The sequence below is a fragment of the Streptomyces prunicolor NBRC 13075 genome (genome assembly GCF_000367365.1).
GTDB lineage: Bacteria > Actinomycetota > Actinomycetes > Streptomycetales > Streptomycetaceae > Streptomyces > Streptomyces prunicolor.
This window is the reverse complement of record NZ_BARF01000095.1, coordinates 13,423-29,832: the sequence shown is the minus strand read 5'-3', so window position 1 is coordinate 29,832 and position 16,410 is coordinate 13,423. Positions and strand designations below refer to the sequence as shown.

The window sequence follows — 16,410 nt, the reverse complement described above, 5'->3', positions numbered from 1 at the left end:
TGTGAGCGGCTCGTATGCCAGGGGGTACGGACAGGCCGGAGGATCCGATCATTGCGCTAGGTAAATTTTGCATGCTGCCGAGTGGTGTGCGTCACATGCGTGGGGTCATCCGGTGGTGGGGGATGCGGACGGTGCGGGTGTCGCGGCAGGGTCCGCCGGGCCGGTCGGTACTCCGGCGGTCGGCAGTCCGGGAGGCACGGTGAGGGCGACCATGGGTGCCCCTGGTTGTGGCACCGGTGGTGTGACCTGGCTGGCGGGCAGCTTCGGCGGGGTGGTCTCCTGGAAGTTGACCTGGCCGAAGTTGACCAGCCCGGTCTTCTCCATCTGGGTGATGTGGTCCAGGACCACGTCGTTGGCCTGGTCGGCCAGTGCACGCACGAGGGTGTTCTTGGTGGTGGATCGGATCTTGGCGATGGTGTTGAAGATCGAGCCGTGGGTGATGCGCAGGGTGTTGGCGAAGTCGGTGTCGAACTGCTTGCCCGTGTCCGACTGGAACGTCGCCAGGAAGCCCTGCTGCTGCGGGGTGGGCTGGTTGGGGATGGTGATGTTCAGCTCGGGGGCGATCTTCCGGCAGGAGGCGTCGAGTGCGGCGTGCCCGATGACCAGGTGCCGGCCGGCCTCGCGCACGGCCGCGGTCGTCCCCTTCTTCATGGCCAGGTCCCCGGAGGGGCCCTCCCACAGTCCGGCTGAGCGCACGAAGACCACGAAGTTGCGGTCGGCCTCGGTGAGCGGACCCCACTGGGTGTTGGCGATCACGCGCGCCGGGTTGGTCGACACGTTCTGGACGCCGAGCATGCTCGGGTAGGCCAGGGCGGCGAGCGTGACGCTCAGCGCTCCGCCCACGAAGACGGTTCCGAGCGTGCTGCGCGAGATGGGCATCGTGCCTCCTGGAGCGGACGGCGGGTACGTCGGCAGGTACGGGCCCGCAACGGAAAGAGAACCCTTGCTCCAGGTAAAGATTGCACTATGCCAAGCTCTTGGTGGGTCCGGGAGTCATGGACACCTGACGCCGTGAACGAAAGCGATCACCGGAGTGCTGGGGGCTGGCCTCGCGCCGGTTGGATGTGACGACAAGCCCGATCGAGGCGCACTTCGGGCCGCTGCGGCAGTTCATCCTCGCCAACTCCCGCCACCTCAACCACACAGTCCAAACAGGGGAGTTGCACCGCTGCCTGTGCCGGCGCAACGAGAACGCCCGGCACTCCGACACTATGGCCGCTCAACGGCGTGAACGCGCCCGTGTCCACGGTGAGGAATGCATCCGATTCGAGAGCCACCTCGTCTTCGGAGCGGCCCGACTGCGCCACCGGAACCCGGGCCGCGGGACGGGTCACGGACGAGTGGCCACCAGCACATCAACCACGTAGATCTCTTCCACCGCTTCGTCGGGAAAGAGCTCGTTCAGCCGCCTGCGTTCCTCGGTGCGAAAGGCGCGTTTGTGGGCCTCGCCAAGGACAAGGAACGCCGAGCGGCTGCTGATGTTGGCCAGGTGCGTGTCGAGGGAGACCACGCGGCTCCATCGGATCTGGCGGCGCGCGACCCGGAGCCCCGACAGGCCCGCGAGTCGGATGGCGTCGCTGTCGTCGGGACGTACCCGGGACGTCGGCATCACTCCGCAGTGGTGCGCGATCCGCTGGTGCTGCTCTCGGATCCAGGGCACGTCGAAGGCGGTGGTGTTCCACCAGATCGCGAGAGCGCCGTCCGGACGCAGGACCCGCAGCGCCTCCGGGACCGAGCGGGTGGTGTCGGTCCACTGCCAGGACTGTGCGTAGGTGAGGAGGTCGTGGGAGGCGTCCGCGAGGGGGAGGGCGTTGCCGTCACCTCTGATGATCGGTACATCCGGGAGCGTGGTGTGGAACTTGGAGGCCATGGCGTCGCCCGGCTCCACGGCGATCACGTCTGCGCCGCGCTCGCGCAGCAGAGCGGTGGCGATTCCGGTGCCCGCGCCGACATCGGCGACGCGGGCACCCGCCAGGGGACGGCTCGTGAACTGTCCGATGCGGTCGAAGAGCGCGGGTGGATACGAGGGTCGGCTGGCCGCGTACTGGTCAGCCGCCGCGTTGAACGAATGGGCGCGTGAGCTGGTGGTCATCCCCACATCATCGCCACCGGAGCCCGCTGACTGTCCGTCGGCCACCGCGCTGGCGGATGTGCAGCCACAGAGCCTGCGACGGCGTGCCTCGGCCGTCCGTGGCGATGGTCATGTACCAGCCTGACGGTACGAGGGAGGGATCGCCGGGGATCCGGACGGTCAGCGACCTGCCGCTGTGGCGGATCACGTCGAGGGCGATGGAGCGCTGGTCGAAGTCGGTGACGTGGGTGGCCGATCCGGGCCGCATGAGCCAGATGCGGGTGATGCGGGCGGCGTCCGCGGAGTCGAACGTGACCTCCTCGCCCCGCTCGGCCTCGGGCCTGCCGCCGCGGGTGAGGGCGGGCCGTGCCCCGTGGAAGAGGTACGGCGGTGTGTAGACCTCGACGCGCTGTTCGAAGTGGCCGGGGCAGAAGTCGGCCTTGTCGGCGAAGTGGGGGTCGGAACCGAAGACGGCGACGCGGCCGTCGGGCAGGAACAAGGCCTCGGTGTGGTAGTCGCGTCCGACGGTGGGGTCGGCGGCAGGTGACCGGCCAGAGCCCCGCCCGCCATCCGTGCGCCGCCTGTACCTCGGCCGGAAAACCACGGACAGCAAGGCCCCCGCCACGGCTCACCTTCGGACAGATGCCCCGCACGGCGCCCAGGCCAGGACGATCATGGGCCGGGGGTGGAATTGGAGTCCGGTGCCTTCAGCAAGAGGTCGGTACCCCGGGGGTCGGTGAGGACCTGCTGGGCGAGAACGGACAACAGCTGTTGACGACGGCGGGAGGTGTCACGCAGGAGCCTGAAAGCCTCTTCGGGGCCGATGGAGAGCCGGGCCGAGATGAAGCCCTTCGCCTGCTGGATCTGACGGTGGCTCTCCAGAGCCCGGTGGAGCTGGCCGTTGAGGCTCACCCCCGTCGAGATGGCCCGCTGCTGGAGCAGACCGATAGTCGCCATGTTCGCCAGACTCTGCGCAACATGCACATCACGGGCGGCTATCGGACGGTCATGGAAGAGGCACAGCCCACCGATCGTCTCCTGACGCAGCCGCATCGGTACCGCCGTGACACGCGAATGGCCCAGCGCCCGAAGGTCCCCTGCCGCAGCGGGCCAGCGTCGCTCCACGTCCTCCCAGCCGGCTGTCATCACCGGCTGTTCAGCCTGCAAACAGTCCCGCCAAGGGCCCTGGTGATGGCGGCTCAGAAGGTCGAACAACTCGGTGTCGTCGCTGGCGGCAGCCACCGGCAAGGGCTTGGAATCGTCGCTCTTCAGCACGATCCCGGCCTTCGGCACCCGTAACAACGCAGCGGTCTGGTCCGCCAGGCTCATCAGGAAATCGATGGGGTCGAAGTCGTCGACGAGAGTGTCCGCAGCACTGAGAAACACCCCCACCAATTCACGCTCACGGTCAACAGGCACGAGCACTCCTCTCAAGGCCCACGATCACGCTCCCGACCGTGCGCTCTTCACAACCAACCCTCCCACCCTCGCGAACCAGCCAACCGGTTCAATGCGGTAACCAAGAGGACCCAGGTTCAAACACCGCAACTCGATCTCCAAAGAGCTGTCACCCAGTGTCCGCGTACTCCCTGAAGTGCTCAGCCAAGTACAGGTATACGTGCTCAGCTCTCAGGCGACGTCGGTCTCGCGCTCGGCCGCGGCCCGGCGCCGAATCCGCCGTGCACGCCGCCACTGCCTGGCCCGACATGGCGCCGAGCAGTACACGGCGCTCGGCGCGGACCCCAGCTCCAACGGGGAGTCACACACCGGACGACATCGCTGCAGCGGCGGCCCGACGTACCCGGACACACCGCCAGCCTAGACCCGACCAAAGATCCAGATCAGGGGATCAGACACAGGCTCTGATCTTGTCGTTTATGGTCTGGCCTCGAACGTGTTTCACAAGTGTGTGGGGTTTGCCCAGATCAGGGCACGTGGGAACGGCCTTCCGCCGATGCTGTGCTCCGTCACAGATACACCGCTCAGCAGGAAGGCCGTGAGAATGAGCTTGTTGTGTGTGAGGGTCCCGCAGGATGCGATCGCGCAACTGTCATGCTTCCGGGCGGACTTCTACAACTCCTTGACCAGTCGTGCGGATGCGCTGTTCGAGCTGACGGACTCCCTGCTGTGCGCGGACGGGCTCTTGAGCCCGAACACCGGCGCGGGCACGGCGCGTTGTACGGCGGTCTCAACCGAGGCCGTATCGAGGTCGCCCGGCTGCGGCGGGTGCTGGCCTCGGTGACGTTGCCGCGGGCGGCCAACAGCCGTCTGGTCCTGGCTGTGGACGTCTCGCCGTGGCTGCGGCCCGACGCCGCCACCAGCGATGCCCGCTCCTCCTGTCCCACCTACGGCCGCGGCGAGAACAAGCACCTGATGATCCCGGGCTGGCCGTACTCGTGGATCGTCGCCCTGGAGACGGGCCGCTCCTCCTGGACCGCGCCCCTGGACGTCGTACGGCTGCGGCCGGGCGACGACCTCGCGGCCGTGACCGCCGCCCAGGTGCGGGACCTGGTCAAGCGTCTGGTCGAGGCGGGCCAGTGGAACGTGGGCGACCCGCTCATCCGGATCGTGCTCGACGCCGGCTACGACGTGATGCGTCTGGCCTGGCCGCTGTCCGACCTGCCCGTCGAACTCCTCGGGCGCCTGCGCTCAGACCGGGTCATGCGCCGTCCGGCGCCCTCCCGCGAGGAGTACTACCGGGCCCATCCCCGCGGCGGCCACCCGCCCCGGCACGGCAGCGAGTTCATCTTCAAGGACCCCAGGACCTGGGACACCCCCGACGCGGAGACGAAGACCCTCACCACCCGCTACGGCACCGCCCACGCCCAAAGCTGGGACCGACTCCACCCCGAACTGCAACAACGCGCCGCCTGGCGGAACCACCCCGGCAAGCTCCCCGTCATCGAAGGCACCGTCATCCGCCTCCAGGTCGACCGCCTGCCCAGCGGCGGTCACCCCAAGCCCCTGTGGCTGTGGTGGTCACAGCCCACCGCCACCCTGGCGGACACCGACCAGGTCTGGCAGGCGTTCCTCAGACGATTCGGCATCGAGCACTTCTTCAGAATGATCAAGCAGACCCTCGGCTGGACCGCCCCGAAACTGCGCGACCCCGAAGCGGCCGACAACTGGACCAAGCTGGTCGCCACCGCCTACACCCAGCTCCGTCTTGCTCGCCCCCTCGCCCCCTCGCCATCGGGCCATCGGGACGTGCCTCCGTGGCGGACGGGGCGGGCGTGGACGTACCGACGACTACCTCACCCACCGCGGAGGCTTGCGGCGACACGCTTATTTGTACTGTGCAAAAGTATCCGTTCCGCCCAATCCGGGCGGGATGCGGACGGGTGGCTGCGCCCCTGCTTCCTGGCTATACGGCGGTGCGTCCGGCGTCCGCCGCGACGGTGGCGCCGGTGAGGTAGCTGGCGCGGTCCGATGCGAGGAAGAGGATCACCTCGGCGATCTCTCGGGGCGCTGCGAGGCGGCCGAGCACGGTGGTCTTGGCGAACTGTTCGGCGCCTTCCTCGCCGACCGTGGCGAGCACCATGTCTGTCCGGGTCGGGCCGGGCGCGACGGTGTTCACGCGGACTCCGGCCGGGCTGAACTCGGCTGCCCAGGTGCGGGTCAGAGACTCCAGCGCGGCCTTGGTGGCGCTGTAGACGGACAGGCCGGGCATGCCGATGCGGGCGGCCATGGTGCTGACGTTGACGATGCTGCCCGCCCCCTTGGCGATCATCCCGGGAGTCAGTGCCGCGGTGAGCAGGTACGGGGCCCGGACATTGGCGCTGAGCGCCTCGTCGAGCGTGCCGGGGTCCTGGTCCACGGTCGGTGAGCCGGGGAAGATCGCGGCGTTGTTGACCAGGATGTCGACGGTGCCCGCCTCGTCGGCGAGTCGGCGCAGCGAGGTCGGGTCGGTGAGGTCGGCCGCGACGAACCGGGCCCGGCCGCCGGCGTCTGTGATCGAGCGGACCGTCGCCGCTCCGCGCTCGGCGTTGCGGCCGGAGACGACGACCTCGGCACCCGCTGCGGCCATCAGCCTGGCCGTCTCGCTGCCGATGCCGCCGGTCGAGCCGGTGATCAGGGCGACCTTGTCGGAGAGTTCCATGTCTGTGTCCTTCCGGGGGTCCGGCCGAGGAGTCGGACCGGAGTGGGTTGCCTGACCCACAATCGCTTCCAAAAAATGGGTTGTCCAATCCAAAAACTGTTAGTGTTGGCGAGTATGAGTACCCAGACGGCGCGACTCGCGGAGAAGAAGCTGACCCGCAAGGGGCAGGAGACCCGGCGCCGGATCGTGGCCGCCGCCGCTCAGCTCATGTACGAGCGGGGCGTGACCGAGGCGACGCTGGAGGACGTGCGGGCCGCCGCCGGTGTGAGCGGCTCGCAGATCTACCACTACTTCGCCGACAAACAGGCGCTGCTGCTCGCGGTGATCGAGTACCAGACCGAGGCGGTCCTGGGTATGCAGGTGTCGCTCTTCGCCGATCTCGACAGCATGGCGGGCCTGCGGCGGTGGCGGGACGCATTGGTCGAGTACCAGCGTCGGCTGCAGTGCCGCGGTGGATGCCCGATCGGCTCCCTCGGCAGCGAGGTGGCCGAGACCAACCCCGAGGCCCGGCTCGCGGTGGCCTCCGGGTTCCTGCGCTGGGAGAGCGCCATCCGCGACGGCCTGCGGGCCATGCACACACGCGGCGAACTCGACGGCGACCCGGACGACCTCGCCCTCGCCACCCTGGCGGCGCTCCAGGGCGGCCTCCTGCTCAACCAGATCCAGCGTGAGGTCAGGCCGTTGGAGGTGGCCCTGGACTCGATGCTTGATCACATCGAAGCCCACACGAGACTTGACGCGCATCCCTGAGCGGAGGGGCGGCCCGGGAAGGGGCTGCCCTGAGGCCGGCTACGCGGTGGCCGGGGCTGTCGAGTGCAGGGCGCGCAGCGCGCTCTGGTGGCTGAGCCAGCCGACCGGTTCGCCCTTCTCCCTCTCCAGGACCGGCACGCCCGTGCCGCTCGCGGACACCAGGTGGTGCAGGGCCGTGGCCAGCGGCTCGTCGGCCGTGACGGAGGCCGGCGGTTCGGCGAGTTCGCCGACCTGTGCGGGCGCTCCGTCCGGCTGCTCGGCCAGCGCTTCGGCGACCGCCTGGGCGGTGACCATGCCGAGGTAGCGTCCCGAGGCGTCCCGCACGGGCAGTGCGCCATGGCCGGAGAAACTCAACAGGTCGGCCGCGTCGCCGAGTTCGATGGACGCGGGCAGGGCCGAGGGCAGCGGTTCCATGACGTCGGCGACCCGCTGCCCACCGAGTCGGGCGCCGGATGCGGGCCCCTCCAGGTCAACGCCGCGACGGCGCAGCTTGAGCGTGTAGATCGTGTCGTGGGACAGCAGCCGGCTGGTGGCGGTGGCCAGCACGATCGCCAGCATCAACGGCAGGATGATCGAGTACTCGCCGGTGAGCTCGAAGAGGATCACCACGGCGGTGATCGGTGCGCGGGCCGCGCCGGCGAACACGGCACCCATGCCGACCAGTGCGTACGCGCCGACCGCGCCGGCGGAGTGGGGCAGCAGATGGTGGACACCGATGCCGTACGCCGAGCCGAGCATCGCCCCGATGAACAGACTGGGGGCGAACACCCCGCCGGAGCCGCCGATCCCGATCGTGAGACTGGTCGCGAGCATCTTGCCCGCCAGCAGCAGGAGCAGGAAGCCGACGGCGTAATGGCCTTCGGTGGCCTTCTGCAGCACGGGGTAGCCGACACCGTACATCTCCGGCAGAGCCAGCAGGACCAGCCCGAGCGCAAGGCCGCCGACCGCCGGACGCAGCCACTCCGGGCCCCGCCAGACCCAGTCGCAGGCGTCCTCGATCAGATACAGGAACCGCGAGAAGCCCACCCCCACCACGGCGGCGCCGACGCCGAGCGCGGCGAACAGGCCGTACTGGGCGAGATGGTCGACGTGGAAGTCGGGGAGGCTCAGGAAGGCGGCGTTGCCGAACGCTGCCCGCCCGATGACGCTCGCGGTCACGCTGGCCAGCACGGTGGCGCCGAACGCCTCCGCGGTGAAGGTGCCCAGGATCAGCTCCATGGCGAAGAACACACCGGCAAGCGGTGCGTTGAAGGTTGCCGCGATGCCGCCCGCCGCACCACATGCGACCAGCAGTTTCATCCGGCCCTCGGTCACCTTCGTCACGCGGCCGAGCGTGGAGCCGAGCGCCGAGCCGATCTGCACGATCGGCCCCTCCCGGCCCACCGAACCACCCGAGCCGATGCACAGGGCCGAGGCGAGCGTCTTGACGACGGCGACCTTGGGGCTGATCCGCCCGCCGCGCTGGGCGACGGCCAGCATCACCTCGGGCACCCCGTGCCCGCGCGCCTCCTTGGCGAACCGGTTCACCAGCGGCCCGTACAGCAGACCGCCTACCACCGGCGCCAGGAGTACGAAGTACGGGCCCAGCCACGGTACGTGCGGATTGCTCGCGCCGGGGGCTGCCGCGTAGTCGCCATGGCCGGAGAACAGGCGCGTGAACGTCTTGATGCACCAACGGAAGACGACCGAGCCCGCTCCGGCTCCGGCGCCGACCACGACAGCGAGCGCCATCAGGCCCCATGGGGCGGTACGCAGTCCCGCGAGCCTCGGTGCTGGCGGGAGACCCCTCGGTGCGGTGCTGGGCACTTGCTTCTCGTCCCTTACTGCAGGAATGGCACTCATCGTTTCCCCTTCCATACCTTTGCATTATGCAAAGCAAGTCAAGGGTGCACGTCACAGGGATGAGCCGGAGGGTGCTCTGCCGGGGGAGCGCCGAGCCTGTAGCCGCCCTCTCTGTGGGCGTCGGCCCGCATCGGTACAGGTCTCGATGCGCTCGATGTCGGTGGACTGGCCGTCTGGGGCCACCGCGTGCAGTGGTCGACCGGGATGAGTGGCGCCGCGGCCAGAGGCGGCAGGGGCCGGCCGCACAGCAGGTTCACCGCGATGGTCGAGGCGACGGGAGTGGGTCGGACCGTTGACCCACGCCGGAGCTGTCGGCGGCAGCAGTGTGAGGTCGCAGCGCATGGCGCGGCCTCTTCCTGGCACGCCACTCGTGTTGCCACCTCAAAATGCCCGTTGTTCAAGGGTTAGGGTGCATCAGGATTCCTGGTCGCCCTGTCAGCGGAGCCGGGCCTTCTCGGCCTTGGATTTTGCATAGGGCAAGAGTGGGTTGGGGTGCGTGAACGCATCGGCAGGCACCGGGGCGGAAGGGGTCTGTCGGCCTGATGGTCTCGGGCAAGCGGCGTCAGAAGTACGTCAGGATCGTGCACGGTGCTGGCCGGGAGAGAGCGGCAGAGGGATTCTTGCCTCGTCGGCGCAGTGACGTGTCGCGCCCGTATGGGCGGCCTCTTCGGGCATGGGCCGCCCCTCGCTTCCGTGAGGTGGTGGATCATGCGGATTACCCTGCGCGACCGGATCGCTCTGGCAGCCGCCCTGCTCGCCCCGTTCGTCGTCGCCGTCGCTCTGGCTCCGGTCCGCTCCCGTATGACGTCCGCGAACCTGGCGCTGATCCTCGTGGTGGTCGTCGTCGCGGTCGCCGCGCTGGGCAGCCGGACGGCCGGGGTGGTGACCGCGCTGTCGGCGGCTGCGTGGTTCGACTTCTTCCTCACCCGTCCCTACCAGCGGTTCACCATCGCCGACAGCGACGACATCATCACCACGCTCCTGCTGCTGGCGGTGGGCGTGGCCGTCTCCCAACTGGCCGCCCACGCCCGCACCCTGAAGCTGGTCACCATCACCGACGCGGCTCATCTGGCGCAGATCCACGAGACGGCGAGCATGGTCCAGGCCGGAGCCTCGCCGTACGCCGTCGTGGACCAGGTACGGCTGCAACTCGCCGAGATCCTGGGACTGCGAAGCTGCCGCTTCGAATACGGGACGCTGCTGGGCAGGCACCCCCGCCTGGAACAGGACGGCATGCTGACCGCCGCCCGGGCCCACTGGGACCTGGACAAGGACGGCTGGCCCGCTGAGGAGATCGAACTGCGCGCCTCGGTCGGAGGCCGCTACCTCGGCCGGTTCATGATGCAGCCGGAGCCCGGCACGCCACCGCCACCTCTGCAGGCACGTCTCGTGGCCGTGAGCCTGGCCGACCACGTCGGCGCCGCGCTCGACACCGCAGGACCGGTGCTCGACCGCTGACCACCATCGGCCGTGTCCGTCCGTCGACGGGCACGGCCGCCGCCGGACCGCTGTCACCACCTGGTGCTTCATCCGGGATCTCTCGGACAGCCTTCGAACCGTGCTGCGGCGTGACGATCACGACCCGTCAGGCCGGCCGACCAGGCGCAGGCACCTGCCTCATGGTCCCCGTGGGCCCCAGCCCCCGTCTCCATGTTCCGCTATCGCAGAGCGGTCGGTGCAGGGCGCGGGCTGGGCATGAAGGGCCGTCGGCGATAGTGTGTAAAGAACGCGTCAAGTGATGCGAGGTGTGCCGGGAAGTCTGGTCGGCGTCAAGGGGCCCTGTGCCCGATGTCGCCGATGCCCCGGAGGCTTTGCTGCCATGGCCCCTCCACGTTCGTACCCGCTGTTGCTGGGCGTTGTCGTCTCCCCGCGAACTACTGGCCGTCTCTCGCGCCTCGCGTACGGACACAGGCGGCGGCTTGGTGCTGCTGGTCGCCGCACTGACGGCTCGGGTATCGGGGGAACAGATCCTTGCACGGTGCAGATGAGCAGATACGCGATGTCCGCTTCGGTGTATCGGCCTTCGGGCTCGGCCTGGCTGCGGCCATCGGCCGGCAGGCGGGCTACTGACCGTGCTCTTTCCGGTCGCTGGAATCGAGTTCAAAGGAGAACTCGTCCTCGGGGAACCGGCGTGCCCCAGGCCGCGTGGGGAGGGCACGGCAAGGCCACCTTTCTCCTCGCCTCTCTGGCCTCCGCCCTCCTTTCGGCGCCGCTCCTGAGGGGACGTGCCCGCCTCAACCAGCGCGGGCACGAGGAGGAGTGCACCGACGGGGATGCCGATGGCATCCCGGATGCATTCGAGCAGGTACTTCCATCTTCCGCGCCGGCGGACCGGTATGACGGGAGGTCCGGCTGATGGCCGCCGACACCTCCCTCCTGGCACCCGTGATCTTGGCTGCCGCACTGGTGATCAGAGCAGCGCTCGGCGAGCTGCAGCGCCCGGGTAGCGCCCGCGAACAGTGGGCCTTTGTCGCCAACCGCCAGGCTGTGGTCGCCGGAACGACGGTATTGGGTGCGGTCATCCTGCTCGGTTGGCACCAGACCGGCCTCGCCTCTTTCGCCTGGGGCCTGCTCATCGGGGTGCTTACCGCTCATCTCGTCCACGGCGGCAGGCGTCGCCCATGACCATGACCCTGGGCCTGCGCTGTCGGTGCGCGGGTGGTCCCGGGGCTGTCCCGACGCGTCGTTCGGACGAGGTGTTGGGTGGCCTCTCCCGGCCACGCCCCGTCGGCCGCCGACGTCGTTGTGACCTGCACCGCACGCCTTGCCTGACCCTGTCCCGCCCCCACAGGAGCCCTCGCACCCATGAATTGGCACTGGACCGGTCTCGTCTTCTTCTCCCTCACTTTGCTCCCGGCCGGGCTGGCCCTGGTCACTGGCCGGATACCGCGTCGTCCGCGGTACTGGCTGGCTCCCATGCGTCCGCGTGGCTGGGGCGTTCTCGCTCTCTACGCCGTCGCCCCTCTCGATGCGGTCCCGCGCCTGGCCGACGCTCCGTCGTTGATCGTCTTGGTTGCTGCGGCAGCCGCAGGTGTCGTGGCCGCGGTGGGTTGCACGTACACGGCCCTCGCCCCACGCCGAACCAGGAACGCCACCTCGTGACCGGCCGGCAACGCCTGCGGCGCCTCGTCGTCTCGCTCGTCGTCTGGTGGATGCTGATCGCCCTCATCCTCTGGCTCCTGGGCACGATGCTCGGCCAACCCGCCTCACTCGCCCAGTGCACCGCCTCGTCCGCCTTCTTCGTCGCCGTCGGGGAAGTCGGCGACTGGCTGCGGCGGCGGCGTCGGCGGGCCGGCCGGCCCAGCGGCATCGCCGCACGACACCAGCCGCCCGACGTGAAGACGCCGACCACGGATCCATGACGACGCCACCCACCGCAGGCGTTCAGGCGCGAATCGAGTCCTGCACCGCGTGACACCACACTCCTTGGTAGGCAGGAGCACCACGGTGCACAGCCGCTTCACGCGGAAGGCGTCCCGGAAGGGGTTCGCCTGTGCGCCCCGCCGGATCCGGTGTCGAGGTGGCGTCAAAGTGAGGGCATCTGACAGGGCGACCTGGTCTCCGAGCAGCTCGTCGAGAGACTCCGCCACTCCTCGGTAGTGCTCGACTCCCAGGATCCGTACGCCTGCCAGGGGCGGTTGGCTGAGTCACCGGTGACGAGCATGGCGTAGTGCAGCGCGCGACGACCGCCCTCCACAGCCTTCCGAGCCTTGCCCGGTTCGCTTTCACCAGCCCGTCAGTAGCAGGTGGTTGAGGAGCAGGGCCAGGACGGCCTGTGCGGTGAGCCAGGTGCGGGGCCGGGGGAGGAACGCAGTGGCGGGGAGCAGCCACACCGCGAACGGCAGCCAGATGCGTTCCGTCTCCGCTTTGCTCATGCCGGAGAGGTCGGCGACGAGGAGGGCGAGCAGTGCGGCGAACACCAACAGCGCGAGCCGGGAATGGGGTGAGGCGGTGCGCAAACCGGCCCGGAGGTCCGGGAGTTGGGGACGATCGGGTGCGGCGCCCGCCCGCCGCAGTCCCGCGACCGTCGCCGGGCCCACGATCAGCGCGGTGCAGGCCAGGTTCGCCCAGACCCAGTAGCTGTACGGCCGGGTCCCGCCGACGCCTTCGTAGTAGCGGGTGATCAACAGGTGGTACGCCTCCCACCAGTCGAAGCCGAGCAACGTGAATACAAGCGGTACGACGGTGAGTCCGGCGACGACGTAGGGGAGAGGGCCGAGCCGTCGGTGTCCCAGCATCAATACGGCGCCCGCGATCACGGCGAACAGCGTCAGCCCGTAGGAGAGGTACGTGGTGAGGCCGAAGAGGAGACCGGAGGCGAGGCCGGCCGTGCGCGGCCGGTGTCCTGTGACAGCGAGGGCGAGGAAGGCGACGGACCAGGCGGCGATCGCCGCGAAGTAGCCGTCGGCCGAGGTGCCCATCCACACGGCGGCCGGGGCGAGGACGAGGAACGGGGCGGCGCGGCGGGCGAGTTCCTCGCCGGCGAGGGCGCGGACGGTGACGAGGACCGCGGCGGCGGCCGTCGCCCCGACGGTGATGCACCAGACGCCCGCCCAGGCCCCGCCGCCGAGCCCGATCCGGTCGAGGAGGACGAAGGTGACGGTGGCCGCCGCGGGATGCCCGGCGATGTGCGCGGGCCAGGGCGCGGGGGAGTGGCTCAGGATGTGGTGGGTGAAGTCGCGCAGGGTGGCGGGGATGTCGTGGAAGCGGCCGATGACCGTGAGGTACTCGTTCGTGGCCGTCAGCCGTCCGGCGATGCCGCGCTGCCAGCCGTCGACCAGGGCCAGGGAGAACGTCCAGGCCATGGCGGTGCCCCAGGCGGTGAATAGCAGGGCCCGCCAGGGCAGTCGGGTGGCGAGGACCGGCCCGTACGCGACGACGGCGACCGCGACGGCTAGTGCCGCCGGGGTGCCGGGGCCGACGTGCGGTTCCCACTGGGCGAAGACAGGTGGCCAGGCGACGAAGAGCGAATGGTCACGGCGTTGGACAGCGGTGCCGACCAGGACGGCCACCAGGACGAGCAGGGCGGCGGCGAGGGCGGCGGACAGGTCGCGGACGAGGTCGCGTGGGCGGTCGCCCGGAACGTCACGGAGACGGTCGTCGGGGCGCGCGCGGGGACGGTCGCGGAGAAGATCGCGGTTCACACCGACACGCTAGGCCGGGGTGTGCCCGCTGGAGCCGCCGCCGGAGTGGACGTCAGTGTTTCGTCATGGTTCGTGACCCCGTTCGGGGGGTGTCCGCGGCCTACGGTCGGGGCATGCCATGTTCCCCCTCCTCACCTGCGTTCTGGCGCAGCCCGCTGCGCGGTCCCTGGTTCACCTCCGTGCTGGGCGTCGTGCTGCTCGTCGGGATCACCGTGCTGTTCGTGACGGGTCTGGTGTCGTATGCCGCCTACAACCCGGACCTGTCGCCGGTGAACGACCAGACCCCGGACAAGGGCCTGCTCGGCTTCTATCTCTTTTCCTGGCCGACCGATCCGTCCTGGCTGTACCGCCTCACGCAGGGCGTGCACGTCACCCTCGGCATCGTGCTGATCCCGGTGCTGCTGGCGAAGCTGTGGTCGGTCGTGCCGAAGCTGTTCGCCCTGCCGCCGGCCCGCTCCCTCGCCCACGCGCTGGAGCGGCTCTCGCTGCTTCTCCTCGTGGGCGGCGGCCTGTTCGAGTTCACCACCGGCGTGCTCAACGTCCAGCTCGACTACATCTTCCCCGGCTCCTTCTACCCCCTGCACTTCTACGGCGCCTGGGTCTTCTTCGCCGCCTTCCTCGCGCACGCCGTGCTGAAGACACCCCTGGCCCTGCGCAACCTGCGTCATCTACGGGACGAACACCCGCGCGAGAAAGGGGAGTTGGTGTCCCCGAACCCCGCCGAACCCACCGTCTCGCGCCGGGGCGCCCTCGGTGTGGTGGGCGGCGGATCGCTGCTCCTGCTCGGCACGACGGCGGGCCGCAGCTTCGACGGACCGCTGCGGGAGACGGCGGTCCTCGCACCGCACGGCGGGCCCGAACCGGGCGGCGGTCCAGGTGGGTTCCAGATCAACAAGACGGCCGCCTACGCGGGCATCAGCCCGACGGAGACCGGAGAAGAAGCGTGGCGGCTGGTCGTGACCGGGCGCGCCGGCCGCAGCATACGGCTCGCCCGCCCCCAGCTCCTCCAACTCGCCCTCCACAGCTCGGCGTTGCCCATCGCGTGCGTGGAGGGCTGGTCGACCTCCGACCAGTGGTGGAGGGGTGTACGGCTGCGGGATCTGGCCGCTCTGGTCGGAGACGACGATCCCGTCGACGTGCTCGTGGAGTCGCTGCAACGCCACGGGGCGTTCCGGCGTGCGGCCCTGCGCGCCAACCAGGTCGCCGACCCGCGTTCCCTGCTCGCCCTGTTCGTCAACGGCGAGGACCTCACCCCCGACCACGGCTACCCGGCACGCGTGATCGTCCCTGCGGCGCCCGGCGTGCTCAACACCAAATGGGTGGCCCGGATGACGTTCGGAGACCTGTGATGCGCGTTCCGTTCGGGCGGCCGGCCCTCGGCAGCCCGCTGCAGATCCTTCTGCTCGCCTGCTCGTTCGCGCTCGCTGGGTACGCGGGGGTGCGGCTGTTCGCGGGCGACTGGTTCGGGGTGGCGCTGTGGTTCGTGGGCGCGGCGCTGGTGCACGACCTGGTGCTGGTGCCGTTGTACGCGGGGGCGGATCGGGCGCTGGCAGGAGCGCTGGGCGCGGTCGGCCGCCGGAGGTGGACGCTCTATGTCCGGGTCCCGGCGATGCTCTCCGGCCTCCTGCTGCTGGTGTGGTTTCCGATGATCAGCGGGCAGGTCGCGGACCACTACAGGTCCGCCACCGGCCTGTCCGGCGACGGGTTCCTGTCCCGCTGGCTGCTGGTCACGGCGGTGCTGTTCGGGGGTTCGGCCGCGCTGCTCGTCCTGCGGTTGCGCAGGGCGAGGAAGGAGCGACCGCCGGCCGCCCACTGACCGTTCGGGCGCCACCCCGCCCGGCGGGCGTGGCGCAGCAGGGCCGGGGTGCCCAGACGGGCCCACGGGAAGTCCGTACCGGAGGCGCCGCGGCCGTCGGCGACGTGCACCTGCACGCGTTCGTCGACGTCGACCGGGACGGTCTCGGCGATCAACAGCCCGTCGGGGGCGAGGAGTTGGGACATCCGTCGCAGCAGAGCGTGGGGGTTGCCGCCGATGCCGACGTTGCCGTCGATGAGGAGGGCGGTGTCCCAGCGGCCCTCGCCGGGGAGGGGTTCGAAGACGGACCGGAACAGTGCCTGCCCGCCGAGGCGGACGGTGTGCGCGACGGCGGCCTCGCTGATGTCGATACCCAGCGCCCGCCGCCCCTGTGCGGCGAGCGCCGTCACGAGCCGCCCGGGCCCGCATCCCACGTCGAGCACGGCCCCCTCGCACCGCCGCAGCACCTCCCGGTCCGCCGCGTCGGCCTCGGCGCACCAGCGCTCGACCTCCAGGGGCAGCAGCCAGCCGTCGCTACGGCGGAGGTAGAGGGGGCCGCGGCCGGTGCGCAGGGCGTCCGTGTACGGATCGGCGGACCAGGGGCGTGCCGTGGCATTGGGCGGCGCGGACCGCTCGCCGAGGTCGACCTTCGGGTGACCCGGGAGGCTCGGGAGGCTCGGCGGGGGAGGGGTCATGAGGGCGGTTGCCG

Annotated in this window: 13 protein-coding genes and 1 pseudogene; 6 read left to right on the top strand and 8 right to left on the bottom strand. The window is 70.0% G+C overall.

From position 1 onward, the window contains the following. Positions 1 to 105 precede the first annotated feature (105 nt). From SPR02S_RS40425 to SPR02S_RS57405, 4 genes are all read right to left on the bottom strand, one after another. Positions 106 to 879 (bottom strand): DUF4142 domain-containing protein, encoded by a 774-nt coding sequence (locus SPR02S_RS40425; protein ID WP_019062728.1) that lies wholly within the window; start codon positions 877 to 879, stop codon positions 106 to 108. A 451-nt stretch (positions 880 to 1,330) separates the two neighbouring features. Next, on the bottom strand, positions 1,331 to 2,092 hold the full coding sequence (locus SPR02S_RS40420) for a class I SAM-dependent methyltransferase (RefSeq protein WP_019062727.1): 762 nt from the start codon (positions 2,090 to 2,092) through the stop codon (positions 1,331 to 1,333). A 7-nt stretch (positions 2,093 to 2,099) separates the two neighbouring features. Next, positions 2,100 to 2,570: a galactose oxidase early set domain-containing protein gene (locus SPR02S_RS40415; RefSeq protein WP_019062726.1), complete on the bottom strand. Its 471-nt coding sequence runs from the start codon at positions 2,568 to 2,570 to the stop codon at positions 2,100 to 2,102. A gap of 173 nt (positions 2,571 to 2,743) precedes the next feature. After that, positions 2,744 to 3,490 (bottom strand): GAF and ANTAR domain-containing protein, encoded by a 747-nt coding sequence (locus SPR02S_RS57405; protein WP_019062725.1) that lies wholly within the window; start codon positions 3,488 to 3,490, stop codon positions 2,744 to 2,746. A 583-nt stretch (positions 3,491 to 4,073) separates the two neighbouring features. Between SPR02S_RS57405 and SPR02S_RS65250 the strand changes: the two are divergent. Beyond that, a pseudogene (locus SPR02S_RS65250) lies at positions 4,074 to 5,482 on the top strand (transposase). Here SPR02S_RS65250 and SPR02S_RS40400 read toward each other — a convergent pair. Beyond that, positions 5,436 to 6,170, bottom strand: a complete 735-nt coding sequence (locus tag SPR02S_RS40400; RefSeq protein WP_019062724.1) for an SDR family NAD(P)-dependent oxidoreductase — start codon at positions 6,168 to 6,170, stop codon at positions 5,436 to 5,438. The pseudogene SPR02S_RS65250 and the gene SPR02S_RS40400 sit on opposite strands and share 47 nt — an antisense overlap. A gap of 114 nt (positions 6,171 to 6,284) precedes the next feature. On the opposite strand from SPR02S_RS40400, the gene SPR02S_RS40395 reads away from it, so the two are divergent. Beyond that, positions 6,285 to 6,920, top strand: a complete 636-nt coding sequence (locus SPR02S_RS40395) for a TetR/AcrR family transcriptional regulator (protein WP_019062723.1) — start codon at positions 6,285 to 6,287, stop codon at positions 6,918 to 6,920. A 39-nt stretch (positions 6,921 to 6,959) separates the two neighbouring features. Here SPR02S_RS40395 and SPR02S_RS40390 read toward each other — a convergent pair whose 3' ends face one another. After that, positions 6,960 to 8,651, bottom strand: coding sequence for a chloride channel protein (locus SPR02S_RS40390; RefSeq protein WP_019062722.1), 1,692 nt, complete (start codon positions 8,649 to 8,651; stop codon positions 6,960 to 6,962). Positions 8,652 to 9,470: 819 nt separating this feature from the next. Between SPR02S_RS40390 and SPR02S_RS40385 the strand changes: the two genes are divergently transcribed. The 3 genes from SPR02S_RS40385 to SPR02S_RS40365 all read left to right on the top strand — a co-directional run bounded on the left by SPR02S_RS40385 (position 9,471) and on the right by SPR02S_RS40365 (position 12,124). Further along, positions 9,471 to 10,220: a DUF4118 domain-containing protein gene (locus SPR02S_RS40385; protein WP_019062721.1), complete on the top strand. Its 750-nt coding sequence runs from the start codon at positions 9,471 to 9,473 to the stop codon at positions 10,218 to 10,220. A gap of 897 nt (positions 10,221 to 11,117) precedes the next feature. Further along, positions 11,118 to 11,387, top strand: a complete 270-nt coding sequence (locus tag SPR02S_RS40375) for a hypothetical protein (RefSeq protein ID WP_019062719.1) — start codon at positions 11,118 to 11,120, stop codon at positions 11,385 to 11,387. A 473-nt stretch (positions 11,388 to 11,860) separates the two neighbouring features. Then, positions 11,861 to 12,124 carry a hypothetical protein gene (locus SPR02S_RS40365; RefSeq protein WP_019062717.1) on the top strand — a complete coding sequence of 88 codons (264 nt, stop codon included), beginning with the start codon at positions 11,861 to 11,863 and terminating at the stop codon, positions 12,122 to 12,124. A gap of 363 nt (positions 12,125 to 12,487) precedes the next feature. Here the strand turns inward: SPR02S_RS40365 and SPR02S_RS40360 are convergent, their stop codons facing one another. Then, positions 12,488 to 13,906 (bottom strand): hypothetical protein, encoded by a 1,419-nt coding sequence (locus SPR02S_RS40360; RefSeq protein ID WP_019062716.1) that lies wholly within the window; start codon positions 13,904 to 13,906, stop codon positions 12,488 to 12,490. A gap of 113 nt (positions 13,907 to 14,019) precedes the next feature. Here SPR02S_RS40360 and SPR02S_RS40355 point away from each other — a divergent pair, with 113 nt between their 5' ends. After that, entirely contained in the window at positions 14,020 to 15,255 is a 1,236-nt protein-coding gene (locus tag SPR02S_RS40355) for a molybdopterin-dependent oxidoreductase (protein WP_026151299.1), read from the top strand. A gap of 322 nt (positions 15,256 to 15,577) precedes the next feature. Here SPR02S_RS40355 and SPR02S_RS40350 read toward each other — a convergent pair whose 3' ends face one another. Beyond that, positions 15,578 to 16,396: a class I SAM-dependent methyltransferase gene (locus tag SPR02S_RS40350; protein ID WP_019062714.1), complete on the bottom strand. Its 819-nt coding sequence runs from the start codon at positions 16,394 to 16,396 to the stop codon at positions 15,578 to 15,580. Between the last annotated feature and the right edge of the window lie 14 nt (positions 16,397 to 16,410).

What these genes read in the sequence shown, in the direction of transcription:
- SPR02S_RS40385 (WP_019062721.1), top strand. Translation starts at nt 9,471, where the DNA reads ATGCGGATTACCCTGCGCGACCGGATCGCTCTGGCAGCCGCCCTGCTC.
- SPR02S_RS40375 (WP_019062719.1), top strand. Translation starts at nt 11,118, where the DNA reads ATGGCCGCCGACACCTCCCTCCTGGCACCCGTGATCTTGGCTGCCGCA.
- SPR02S_RS40355 (WP_026151299.1), top strand. Translation starts at nt 14,020, where the DNA reads ATGCCATGTTCCCCCTCCTCACCTGCGTTCTGGCGCAGCCCGCTGCGC.
- SPR02S_RS40390 (WP_019062722.1), bottom strand. Translation starts at nt 8,651, where the DNA reads ATGGCGCTCGCTGTCGTGGTCGGCGCCGGAGCCGGAGCGGGCTCGGTC.
- SPR02S_RS40395 (WP_019062723.1), top strand. Translation starts at nt 6,285, where the DNA reads ATGAGTACCCAGACGGCGCGACTCGCGGAGAAGAAGCTGACCCGCAAG.
- SPR02S_RS40350 (WP_019062714.1), bottom strand. Translation starts at nt 16,396, where the DNA reads ATGACCCCTCCCCCGCCGAGCCTCCCGAGCCTCCCGGGTCACCCGAAG.
- SPR02S_RS40400 (WP_019062724.1), bottom strand. Translation starts at nt 6,170, where the DNA reads ATGGAACTCTCCGACAAGGTCGCCCTGATCACCGGCTCGACCGGCGGC.
- SPR02S_RS40425 (WP_019062728.1), bottom strand. Translation starts at nt 879, where the DNA reads ATGCCCATCTCGCGCAGCACGCTCGGAACCGTCTTCGTGGGCGGAGCG.
- SPR02S_RS40420 (WP_019062727.1), bottom strand. Translation starts at nt 2,092, where the DNA reads ATGACCACCAGCTCACGCGCCCATTCGTTCAACGCGGCGGCTGACCAG.